This window comes from Arcicella rosea (assembly GCF_040543805.1).
GTDB classification, from domain to species: domain Bacteria; phylum Bacteroidota; class Bacteroidia; order Cytophagales; family Spirosomataceae; genus Arcicella; species Arcicella rosea.
Genome location: NZ_JBEUMS010000005.1, coordinates 52,107 through 64,735, shown reverse-complemented (window position 1 = coordinate 64,735; position 12,629 = coordinate 52,107). Strand labels below are relative to the sequence as shown.

Below are 12,629 nucleotides of genomic sequence, written 5' to 3'. Positions count from 1 at the left end.
GCTGATAGCTCAAGGCTAAAAGTTTAAAGCTTTAGCCGTAAGATTTTTAAAAATAAACACTCAAAGCTCATTGCTCATAACTCACTGCTCAAAGCTCATAACTCATATCAAAACTCAAAGCTGATAGCTCAAGGCTCACAGCTTAAAGCTTACTCTCATGAAAACCCAACCAACTTCGCTTTTCCAAGCGGATTTAGTGAAAGAAGCCTTCGCTGCTTCGTTTGTAAAACTAAATCCAAAAATAATGTTCCGAAACCCAGTGATGTTCACGGTTGAATTAGGAACGCTTGTGATGTTATTCGTTACGATTTATAGCATCAATCATACAGACCAAGGTTCATTTGCTTATAATTTAACAGTTTTAATCATCTTATTTTTCACGCTATTGTTTGCCAATTTTGCTGAAGCCATCGCCGAAGCACGAGGCAAAGCTCAAGCAGATTCTTTGCGTAAAACTCGTGAAGAAACGCCTGCAAAGCTTATCAAACAAGTAGGTGAAATGTATTTGAACGAAATTCAAATTGTAAATTCTGCCCAACTCCGTAAAGGAGATGTATTTGTCTGCGAAGCAGGCGACACAATCCCTACTGATGGCGAAATTATTGAAGGTTTAGCAACGATTGATGAATCTGCGATTACGGGCGAATCTGCTCCAGTCATTCGTGAGTCGGGTGGCGATAAATCTTCGGTAACGGGTGGTACAAAAGTACTTTCTGATAAAATTAAAGTAATCGTTACGACCGAACCGGGCGAGAGTTTTTTAGATAAAATGATTGCTTTGGTAGAAGGTGCATCTCGCCAAAAAACACCGAATGAAATCGCTCTAACGATACTCTTGGCAGGTTTTACCTTAATTTTTATCATCGTTTGCGTAGCCCTAAAACCTTTTGCAGATTACGCCAATACGCCGATTACGATTGCCGCTTTTATCTCACTTTTTGTCTGCTTGATTCCTACTACAATTGGCGGTTTATTATCTGCAATTGGGATTGCTGGGATGGACAGAGCTTTGCGTGCCAATGTAATTACTAAATCAGGAAAAGCCGTAGAAACAGCAGGAGATATAGATGTGTTGTTGTTGGATAAAACGGGAACAATTACGATTGGAAACCGAAAAGCGACCAATTTTTACGCTGCGAATGGCACTGATAACAAGACATTTATGAATGCTGTAGTGCTAAGTTCTTTAGCAGATGATACTCCAGAAGGAAAGTCAATCATCGAGTTGGGCATTAGTCATGGTTTGAAAATTCCGACTTTGCAAAATGATGTTGAACTGATAAAATTCACGGCAGAAACTCGTTCGTCAGGTGTGAATTTAGCGAATGGTATTCGTATTCGTAAAGGTGCTTTTGATTCGATGAAAAACCTTGCTGAAAGTGCAGGCAATACTTTTCCAACAGAAATTGCAGACAAAGTGAAATTTATTGCCAGCAATGGTGGTACGCCTTTGGTGGTAACTCAAAATGAAAAAGTATTGGGTGTTATCGAATTGCAAGATATTATCAAAGTAGGTATTCAAGAACGTTTTGAACGTTTGAGAAAAATGGGCATTAAAACGGTAATGGTAACAGGAGATAATCCTCTGACAGCCAAGTATATTGCCGAAAAAGCAGGCGTAGATGATTTTATCGCTGAGGCAAAGCCAGAAGATAAAATGAATTATATCAAAGCCGAACAAGCCAGTGGGAAATTGGTAGCGATGATGGGCGATGGTACAAACGATGCACCAGCTTTGGCTCAGTCGGATGTGGGTGTAGCAATGAACTCTGGAACGGTGGCCGCCAAAGAAGCGGGAAATATGGTGGATTTGGACAATGACCCAACGAAATTGATTGAGATTGTAGAAATCGGTAAACAATTATTAATGACTCGTGGTACGCTCACTACTTTTTCTATCGCCAACGACGTAGCTAAGTACTTTGCCATTGTGCCAGCCTTATTTATTGCCAGTATTCCAAGTTTGCAAGGCCTAAATATTATGCACTTGCATTCGCCCGAAAGTGCTATTTTATCGGCTGTGATTTTCAATGCTCTTATCATTCCAGCGTTGATTCCTTTGGCTTTGCGTGGTGTTGACTACAAGCCTATCGGAGCAAGTGCTTTATTAAGAAGAAACTTATTGATTTACGGACTCGGCGGTGTAATTATTCCTTTTATCGGAATTAAAGTACTTGATTTGGCGGTGGGAATGTTTTTCTAAATCGGTTATCGGTTATCAAGGAGTTCTTTTTGAGCTAAAAAGTTCCCAAATTAAGAAAGTTTATTAAAGTAATATACGGTTAACTATTAACAGATAACAATTAACGGTTAACCGATAACAGACAAGAAGATGAAAACTCAATTTTTTCCAGCACTTAAACTCACTTTATTGTGTGTATTGCTATTTGCTTTTGTGTATCCTTTAATCGTGTTAGGCTTTGCTCAACTTGCTCCTGATAAAGGAAAAGTTACTTTTGTTGAATACAAAGGTAAAGTTGTTGGAGCAGCCAATATTGGTCAGAAATTCGACCAGGACCAGTATTTTAATGGTCGTCCTTCGGTGGTGAATTATAATGCTGCGGGTTCTGGTGGTTCAAACAAAGGAACTACCAACCCTGATTATTTGGCTCAAGTACAAGCTCGTATTGATACATTTTTAGTTCATAACCCAACAGTACCCAAAGCAGAAATTCCTTCTGAATTAGTAACTGCTTCTGGGAGTGGACTCGACCCACACATTTCGCCAAAAGCTGCTTTGGTACAAGTTGACAGAATTGCTACAATCAGACATTTATCTAAAGAAAAATTAATCGCTTTAGTGAATGCCCAAACCGAAGAACCACTTTTAGGCTTGTTCGGAACAGAAAAAGTAAATGTACTGAAATTGAATATTGCTTTGGAAGCTGTGAGCCTTGAGCAGTGAGCTATGAGCTTTTTTTACTGATGGCAGGACTCGAAGTCATGCTATCAGTAGGAAGTAATATTCCCAAAAATTTGAATAAATTATTACAACTCGTTGCTCATGGCTCATAGCTCATAGCTCGCAGCTCAAAGCTCGAAGTCATGCCATGAGTCGTAAGTAGTATTCCCAGAAATTTGAATAAATTATTACAGCTCGTTGCTCAAGGCTCATAGCTCTAAGCTAACAGCTCACACAATCTCATGAAAACCATTTATTTTACTTTCATTGCCTTGTTCTTTTTTCAAACAAGTATTTTTGGACAAACTGAAAGTAAACCAAGTATCACTTGGTCGGGCTATTTGGAAACCTATTATGGCTATGATTTCAATCAACCTGCCAACCACGAGCGTCCGAGTTTCATGTATAATCATAACCGACACAATGAGTTTAACCTCAATCTCGGTTTTATTAAAGGCACTTATACTTCAGCAAACACACGAGCTAATTTGGCTTTGATGGCTGGTACTTATGCCCAGTACAATTTGGCAAGCGAGCCTTCATTGATGCAACACGTTTTTGAAGCGAATGTAGGAATGAAACTTTCAAATAAACAAAACCTTTGGTTGGATGCTGGTATTATGCCTTCTCATATTGGTTTTGAAAGTGCCATTTCAAAAGATTGTTGGACGCTCACCAGAAGTATTTTGGCGGAAAATTCACCCTATTATGAGTCTGGAGCGAAAATTACTTATATCAATGCTGATAATCGTTGGACGATTTCGGGTTTGGTATTGAACGGTTGGCAGCGAATCAAACGACCAGACGGGAACCAAACATTAGCTTTGGGAACGCAAGTACAATTTAAACCGAATGAAAAAACAACACTCAATTGGAGTACTTTTATCGGAAATGATAAACCAAGTAGCCAAAAGCAAGAGCGTTATTTTTCAAATCTTTATGGTATTTTTCAACTGTCTTCAACATTGGGTTTGATTACAGGGTTTGATTATGGTTTAGAACAAAAAGCGGTGGCTTCGTCCGAATACAATACTTGGTATAGTCCTGTGGCAATTTTAAAATATACCGCAAACACAAAATGGTCAGGAGCGGTGCGGTGGGAGTATTATCAAGATAAAAATGGGGTAATTATCGCCAGCAATACGCCAAATGGCTTTCAAACAAAAGGTTATTCATTGAATATCGACTATAAAGTAAGTGACAATCTACTTTGGAGAGTGGAAGGGAAATTATTAGAAAGTAAAGACGCAATTTTCAGTAAAGAAGGAAAAACGGTAAACAATAATTTCTCACTGAATACTTCAATGGCTGTTCAGCTTTGAGTGACGAGCTATGAGCAGTGAGCTTTGAGCTTTACTATTAAATAAGTTAAGTACTCAATTTTATAGCTCAAAGCTCAAGGCTGAAAGCTCACAGCTCATAACTCATTGCTAAAAAAACATGGAACATTCGGCTCAATATTTTTTAGATTTAATTAAAAGTTCCAAAAGAGGGAAGTTTAAAATTTACATTGGTATGAGTGCTGGCGTGGGTAAAACTTTTAGGATGTTGCAAGAAGCCCATACTTTGCTTAGAAACAATGTCAATATAAAAATTGCTTATATCGAAACCCACAACCGAGCCGAAACTCATGCTTTGTTGGAAGGTATTCCTATGATTCCTCGCCGAAAACTTTTTTACAAAGGCAAAGAATTAGAAGAAATGGACGTTCAGGCTGTCATCAACCAACGTCCAGAAATTGCTATTGTCGATGAACTCGCTCATACTAATATTGAAGGCTCTAAAAACGAAAAGCGTTGGCAGGATGTCATGGACATTCTGAATGCGGGCATTAATGTGATTTCTGCTGTCAATATTCAACACCTTGAAAGCCTAAACGACGAAGTAAAACAAATTACCAATGTAGAAGTAGCCGAAAGAGTACCCGACTGGGTTTTGCAACAAGCTGATGAAGTGGTAAACATTGATTTAACGGCTAATGAATTAATAACAAGGCTCAAAGAAGGTAAAATCTACGATTTGAGGAAAGTAGAAACTGCCTTGAATAATTTTTTCCAACCTGCTAAATTATTGCAATTGAGAGAATTAGCTTTGAAAGAAGTAGCTCATCAAGTAGAAAGAAAAGTATTCAACGAAGTTGCCAGTAGCAAATTTACGCATGAACGATTTTTGGCTTGTATCAGTTCTAATGCCAATACTTCTAAAAATATCATTCGCAAAACGGCTCGATTGGCTTCGCATTATGATTCAAAATGGTTTGTATTGTACGTACAAACGCCTTCAGAATCGGGAGATAAAATCAATTTAGCAACGCAAAGGCATTTGATTAATAATTTGAAATTAGCTACAGAATTAGGAGCAGAAGTCATCAGAATACCAAGTGATTCGGTAGCAAAAAGTATTGTAGAAATCGCTGAAAAGTACGAAATCACGACAATTTGTATCGGAAAACCACATTTTAGTTTATTCAGAATTATCTTGGCAACGAATTTATTTAATCAATTACTAAAAAAACTATCGTCTTCGGATATTGATATTGTGATTTTAAGTTAAATAGATTACTCATTAATGGTTGTCTATTATTTCACTGGCAGGCAATCAAAAAAAGCTGAAAGCTCATTGCTCACAACTCACAGCTAATTACCATGAAAATCAAAGCAAAACTTCAACTGGGATTATTCTTCCTTTTTTCCGTCATCGTCTTGTTGGGCGGAATGGGAACGTATTATCTGAATCAATTACAGGCTGATTCCAGCAAAATCTTGAAAGATAATATTGAGTCCTTGGAATATGTGCAAGGTATGGAAGAAATACTCAATACTTGGTCGTCTGTAGATACCGTCAAGCATAAATCTTTTGAAGTTTTGTTGGATAAACAAGCCCACAACGTAACGGAAGTAGGCGAGCTTGAAGCTACACAAAATCTACGAAAAGCCTATTTTGAATTTAAAAAAGATAGTTCAGAAACACATTTTACCAAACTGAATCAAACTTTGTTCAACATTGCAGAGTTGAATCAACAAGGCATTGTTCGTAAAAATGATTTGGCTTTGAAAACCGCTGAAAATGCCAGCAATTATTTAAAGATGGTTGCCATTGTTTGTATGTTGCTGACTTTTACTTTTATCGTCAATTTTCCCTCTTACATTGCTAACCCCATCAAAGAACTGACAAAAGGGATTCAGGCAATTACCAATAAAAATTATGAACAACGCTTGCATTTTTCTTCGGAAGATGAATTCGGTGAATTGGCTTCGGCATTTAATTCAATGGCGGAAAAATTGAACGAATACGAACATTCGAATCTTGCAAAAATACTTTTTGAAAAGAGTAGAATTGAAGCCATTATCAATAACCTAAACGATGCCGTAATTGGTTTAGACGAAAAGAATAAAATACTCTTCGTCAATATTGTAGCGATTAAAATGTTGAATGTAAAATCAGAAGATTTGATTGGAAAATACGCTCCAGACGTAGCTTTGTACAACGATTTACTGAGAACACTTTTGAATGAAAAAGACCAAAATAAAGAAATTAAAATCTATGCTGACGAACGTGAAAGCTATTTTACTAAAGAAACTTTAACGGTAGAAAGTAACGAGAAAGTTTTAGGAAAAGTAATTTTATTGAAAAACATTACTCGCTTCCACGAATTAGATGAAGCCAAAACCAACTTTATCGCCACGATTTCGCATGAATTAAAAACGCCAATTTCAGCGATAAAAATGAGTTTGAAATTATTAGAAAATGAAAAAGTAGGCATTCTAAATCCAGAACAAAGTCAATTATTAGAAAATATCAAATCAGACAGTCAGCGACTGTTAAATATTACGGGCGAATTGTTGGATTTGACCCAAGTGGAAAGTGGAAAAATCAGTTTGAATTTACAAGCCGTAGCACCGCAAAATATAATCGAATACGCCACTTCGGCTATACAGTTTCAAGCACAACAACAAAATATAGAAATTGAAATTCAGCTTTCAGACAAGCTTCCACAAGTACAAGCTGATGCCGAAAAGTCAGCATGGATTTTAGTGAATTTATTGACGAACGCCATTCGTTACAGTCCTGAAAACAGTAAAATTATTGTTTCAGCTATTCGTCAAAATGGAACAGTTGTATTTTCTGTACAAGATTTTGGAAAAGGAATCGCACAAGAATATTTAGAAAAAATATTCGATAAGTACTTCCAAACGCCTGATAGTCAAAAAGGAACAGGCTTAGGTTTGGCAATTGCTCGTCAATTCATAGAAGCACAGAACGGACAAATTTGGGTAGAATCTGAAATCGGGAAAGGCAGTACTTTTTACTTTTCTTTGAAAGGGTAAGCTTTTAAAAAAACCTATAAGGATTTATATAAATATCTAATAATGAGATTTTATATTCAAATCCTTATAGGTTTATATGCTCAATTAATTTATAGGATAAATATTTTCGGCTATTCTACTTCTACAATCATTTCTACTTCAACTGCCATATTAAAGGGCAAAGCATTTACACCAAGCGCAGAACGTGCGTGTTTCCCTTTTTCGCCAAAAACCTGAATCATTAAATTAGAAGTGCCATTTATTACTTTTGGATGGTCAAAAAACTCACTATCGCTATTCACGAAACCCAAAACTTTTACAATTCTTTTTACTTTGCTTAAATCTCCCAAAGTGGCTTTTAGTACTGCTAATTGTTGAATTGCCGCTAATTCAGCCGCTTTTGCACCTTCTTCAATGGATAAATCTTTTCCTAATTTTCCTTTAATATATTGTCCATCAGCCTTTAAAGGACCTTTTCCTGAAAGGAATAAAAGATTTCCTGTTCGTACTACATTTACATAACTAGCCACTGGCTGACTCACAGTGGGAAGCGTGATGCCTAATTTTGTTAATTGCTCTTCAGGCGTTTGAGCATGAACTTTAACAGAGAAAAATAACAGGCAAAGTAAGATAAGTTTTTTCATGATGAATAAATTAGTAAGGATGATGATTTTCGATTACTCAAATATTGTTTAAAAAAAGGATTATTCAAATAGGAGCGAAGAGGCTACATCCTATTCTCTTTGATTTTCAACCTTCAGAAGGTACTTTTGTGTGAAATAATGGAAAAACTAGCTAACAAAGCTTCGTTTATTACTTCATCTTGATAGCATTTCAAGATGATTTTTCTCTCCAAACTTTCTTCAATGACAATTACTTGTATTTAGAAAATTACTTTTCCTGAGGTAATATTTTATAGAATCAATTTTAAAATAATGTTAAAGTCTATCAACTTATTTGATTTTAATCAAAAAGTAAATTATAAAACAGAAGTACTAGCGGGACTTACTGTAGCCATGACGATGATTCCAGAATCGCTGTCGTTTGCCATTTTAGCTGATTTTCCACCATTAATGGGTCTTTACGCCGCCTTTATTATGGGTTTGGTAACAGCAATTTTTGGCGGAAGACCGGGGTTAATTTCTGGCGGAGCAGGCGCAACGGTAGTTGTATTGATTGCCTTGATGAAATCGCATGGTTTAGAATATGTTTTTGCCGCAGTAGCAATGGCAGGAGTATTTCAGATTATTGTGGGTTTGTTTAAGTTGGGAAAATTCATTCGTTTGGTGCCACAACCAGTAATGTTTGGCTTTGTAAATGGTTTGGCGGTTATCATTTTTATGGCGCAAATAGAGCAATTTAAAACGGCACTTGATGGGAAAACTGTTTGGTTATCAGGTACTCCGCTCTATATTATGGCTGGTTTGGTAGCTTTGACGATTGCTATCGTGTTGATTTTTCCTAAAATCAGTAAAGCGGTTCCAGCGTCATTAATGGCAATTATTGTGGTGGGAATTTTGGTTTTTACGCTTAACATAGAAACCAAAACAGTAAAAGATATTGCTTCTGTTTCGGGAGGGTTTCCGCCTTTTCACATTCCAAATATTCCTTTCACTTTTGAAACATTTCAAATTATTTTACCTTATGGTTTGATAATGGCTGGTGTAGGTTTAACCGAAGGGTTGCTGACGCTCAATGTGGTTGATGAACTTACACAGACAAAAGGAAATGGTAACAGAGAATCTTTAGCGCAAGGAGTAGCCAATATTTTGAATGGTTTTTTCTTTGGTATGGGCGGTTGCCCGATGATTGCCCAAACCTTAGTGAATATTTCTGCGGGTTCAAGAGCAAGACTTTCAGGAATCATCGCAGCACTTACTATTTTGTCGGTTATTCTTTTTGCTTCGCCATTGATTGAAAATTTACCGATGGCGGCTCTCACAGGCGTAATGATTATGGTGGCGATTAGCACTTTTGAATGGATGAGTTTTAAAATCATCAACAAAATGCCTAAACAGGATATTATTGTTGGAATGCTAGTGGCTGGGATTACGATTTGGTTGCATAATTTAGCTTTAGCAGTACTTGTAGGCGTAATTATTTCTGCTTTGGTTTTTGCTTGGGAAAGTGCCAAACGTATCAGAGCAAGAAAATATATAGATGATAAAGGCGTAAAATATTATGAAATTTATGGTCCGCTTTTCTTTGCTTCAACGACTGCTTTTACAGAGAAATTTGACGTTGTAAACGACCCAAATGAAGTCGTAATTGACTTTGCAGAAAGTAGAATTGCAGATATGAGCGCCATTGAAGCGGTCAATAAAATTACTGAACGTTATGCTCAATTAAACAAAACGGTTCGTTTAAAACATCTTAGCGAAGATTGTAGAAAATTATTAGCCAGAGCCGATAAAGTAATCGTTGTAAATATTCTGGAAGACCCGACTTACAGAGTTGCGGGAGATTAGAAGAATTTATTTAAAGTTCATCCACTTCTCCTGTAAAGAAATGGATGAGCTTATTTTTAAACATAAAATTTTCAAAAACTATATTTCAACACCACTTTTATCCAATTCCACTACTTCATAACCAAGCTTTTCTAAACCTGATTTGATGTTTTTCTTGTCGCCAACTACTACAATTACCATATTTCTATAAGGTAAATATTGTTTGGCTAAAGCATTTACTTTTGTTTGAGTAAGACTTTTTAGTATATTTTTTCTAGCCTCTACAAAATTATCAATTTGCTCATATTCAAGTATTAAGCCTAAAAATGAAGCTTTTTGAACAGGCGTTTCGTATTTTAGCGCATCACTTTGTCCGATAGAATTTTTGGTAAAAAGTAATTCATCAGTAGTAATTCCCTGTTCTGCATAGTTTTTGATTTCCTTCATAAACTCTACAACTGAACTATCTGTTGTAGAAGCTTTTACTCCCGCTTGTGCCGTAAAACTTCCTGAAATTTTGGTATTACTAAATGACGAACGAGCACCATAAGTATAACCTTTGTTTTCTCTTAAATTCAAGTTTAATCGGCTATTAAATGCTCCGCCCAAAATATAATTCATCACATACGTTTGGTAATATTCACCTACTGGACTGTAAGGTAAATTGGTAGCATAACCAATTCTGATTTCAGATTGAGCCGCATTTTCTTTGTCCACCAAGTAAATTTTAGTTTTTAAAGATTTTCTATCTTGATTAATCACAGGCATTTTTACTTCTTTGGCTTTCCATTGCGTCAAGAAAGAAAGTTTTGGTATGATTGCATTTTTTGTAATGTCACCGACAATAATCAAGTTTGTAACCGATGGAGAAAAGTATTGCTGATAAAAGGATTTTACATCTTCTAAAGTAATATTTTTAAGCGTTTCAGCAGTTCCATTCATTGAAAATGACTGAATACTTTCTTTACCATAAAGTATTTTGTCAAAAACTTGATCGGCAATGGCAACGGGCTGAGTACTTTGATTGGCGATGCCTTCTAATTGTTGTTTTTTTAAACGGTCAAAATCTTCTTGAGCAAATTTTGGACTCAAAAGTTTTTCTGCTAAAATCGCCAAAGTAGCATCTAAATGTTTAGTTAAAGAATTTACTTGTACATAAATGCCTTCTAAACCTGAATTGAATGAAACGGAACTTCCTAATTTTTGTAAAGAAGTACTCAGTTGTTCGGCAGTGTGTTCGTTCGTTGCTTCGTTCATCATGGCAACGGTTAAAGGCATGATTCCAACTTTTGATAAATCATTGGCAGATAAAAAATGTCCTCCTTTAATCGTAAAGGAAAGTGTAACGGCTGGGATTTCATTGGTATTTGTCCCTATTATTTTGATGCCGTTTGGTAATTTTTCTTTCCAATAATTAGGCAATTTCATTTCTGGATTTACTCCAGTAGCTGGCTTTTTACTTCTGTCGAAAATATCTTTTGCCTTTACATATTTCAATCCATCATAACCATAATTAGGTGCTTGGTAATTCTCTGGTTGAGCAACAAAATTATTTTCTGAAGCAATCAATTCCTTTTTGCCTTTTGGATAAACACTCAAAATAACAGCTTTTTTTCCTTGAATATATTGCTGATATACTCGCATGACATCTTCTTTGGTCACTGCTTGAATACTTGCTAATTCTTTGGTCAACAAACCAGCATCACTAGCCAATGCCTGATAATTTGCTAATTGAGAAACTTTACCTGATACGCTTGATAAATTTCGAACTGTACTTGCTTCATAATTTGCCTTGAATTGAGCCAAATCGTCGTCGTTTACGCCTCTTTTTTCAAATTCTTCAAAAGTACTTCTAATCATTTTCTCCATTTGGTTCAAAGGAGTATTGGGTAAAGCAACTACGGTCATGGTAAATTCACCTGCTAATTCTGACGTTGAATTGTAGGCTCCTGCCTGCAAAGCTTTTTGATTTTTCACAAAATTCTTGTAGAAAAGGGAAGTTTTGCCACCCCCTAAAATCTGAGCGAGAACATCTAATGCTGCTTCGTCTTTATGAAATGCAGGCGTGGTTGGAAAAACCATTTGCAACATCGGAAAACGAATATTGTCTTCATAACTTACATAACGGTCGGTTGATAAAGCCACTGCTGGAACGCTCGTTTTATCAACAGCAGGACAAGTAGGAATTGAACCGAAGTACTTTTCAACCAATTTGATTACTTCTTTAGGATTAACATCTCCACCAATCGACAAAGCGGCATTGTTTGGTCCATACCAACGTAAAAAGAAATTTTTAAGGTCGTTTACATTTACTCGGTTCAGGTCTTCAATATAACCTATTGTTAACCAAGAATATGGATGCCCATAAGGATAAAGCGTTTTGGCAACATATTCACTTCCTAAACCGTAAGGGCGATTATCATAATTTTGTCCTCTTTCATTTTTCACAGTAGCTCGTTGAATCTCAAATTTGCCTTGCGTTACGGCATCTAATAAAAATCCCATACGGTCGGCTTCTAGCCACAAAGCTCTTTCTAATTGATTACTCGGAACAGTTTCAAAATAATTGGTACGGTCACGATTGGTCGTACCGTTCATATTGCCACCTGCTTCAGTAATAATTTTAAAATGTTCTTCGTCGCCTACGTGGTCAGAACCTTGAAACATCATGTGTTCAAAGAAATGTGCAAAGCCAGATTTTCCGATTTCTTCTCTTGCCGAACCCACATGATAGGTTACGTCAACATGAACAACAGGGTCGGAATGGTCTTCGTGAATAATCAATGTTAAACCATTGGGCAAAATATATTTTTCATAAGGAATCACCAATTCATTTCCTTTTTTGGTGACTTTCTCGACCAATTTAGTCTGAGAAAAACTGATATAAGTACTGCTTAAAGCCAGTAATAATGCTATGATAGCTTGTGTTTTTTTCATAAATATTTTAAGTTCTGAATTTGAAAAAATATAATA

8 protein-coding genes are annotated in these 12,629 nt (G+C 36.2%); 6 read left to right on the top strand and 2 right to left on the bottom strand.

Annotated features, from left to right (window positions below; all coding sequences use genetic code 11):
* The first annotated feature begins 157 nt into the window (after positions 1–157).
* From kdpB to ABID42_RS07955, 5 genes are all read left to right on the top strand, one after another.
* Complete coding sequence (kdpB, locus tag ABID42_RS07975; protein WP_367283186.1) at positions 158–2,203, top strand: potassium-transporting ATPase subunit KdpB; 2,046 nt, start codon at positions 158–160, stop codon at positions 2,201–2,203.
* Between the two features lie 129 nt (positions 2,204–2,332).
* Positions 2,333–2,905 (top strand): K(+)-transporting ATPase subunit C, encoded by a 573-nt coding sequence (locus tag ABID42_RS07970; RefSeq protein ID WP_367283185.1) that lies wholly within the window; start codon positions 2,333–2,335, stop codon positions 2,903–2,905.
* A gap of 239 nt (positions 2,906–3,144) precedes the next feature.
* Positions 3,145–4,224 (top strand): porin, encoded by a 1,080-nt coding sequence (locus ABID42_RS07965; protein WP_367283184.1) that lies wholly within the window; start codon positions 3,145–3,147, stop codon positions 4,222–4,224.
* A 118-nt stretch (positions 4,225–4,342) separates the two neighbouring features.
* On the top strand, positions 4,343–5,455 hold the full coding sequence (locus ABID42_RS07960) for a sensor protein KdpD (protein WP_367283183.1): 1,113 nt from the start codon (positions 4,343–4,345) through the stop codon (positions 5,453–5,455).
* Positions 5,456–5,547: 92 nt separating this feature from the next.
* Entirely contained in the window at positions 5,548–7,230 is a 1,683-nt protein-coding gene (locus ABID42_RS07955) for a sensor histidine kinase (RefSeq protein ID WP_367283182.1), read from the top strand.
* 110 nt (positions 7,231–7,340) lie between these two features.
* Here ABID42_RS07955 and ABID42_RS07950 read toward each other — a convergent pair whose 3' ends face one another.
* Entirely contained in the window at positions 7,341–7,853 is a 513-nt protein-coding gene (locus tag ABID42_RS07950) for a RidA family protein (RefSeq protein ID WP_367283181.1), read from the bottom strand.
* 291 nt (positions 7,854–8,144) lie between these two features.
* Between ABID42_RS07950 and ABID42_RS07945 the strand changes: the two genes are divergently transcribed.
* Positions 8,145–9,677: a SulP family inorganic anion transporter gene (locus tag ABID42_RS07945; RefSeq protein WP_367283180.1), complete on the top strand. Its 1,533-nt coding sequence runs from the start codon at positions 8,145–8,147 to the stop codon at positions 9,675–9,677.
* Between the two features lie 78 nt (positions 9,678–9,755).
* On the opposite strand, the gene ABID42_RS07940 is transcribed toward ABID42_RS07945, so the two are convergent.
* On the bottom strand, positions 9,756–12,593 hold the full coding sequence (locus tag ABID42_RS07940) for a M16 family metallopeptidase (RefSeq protein ID WP_367283179.1): 2,838 nt from the start codon (positions 12,591–12,593) through the stop codon (positions 9,756–9,758).
* Positions 12,594–12,629: the final 36 nt, after the last annotated feature.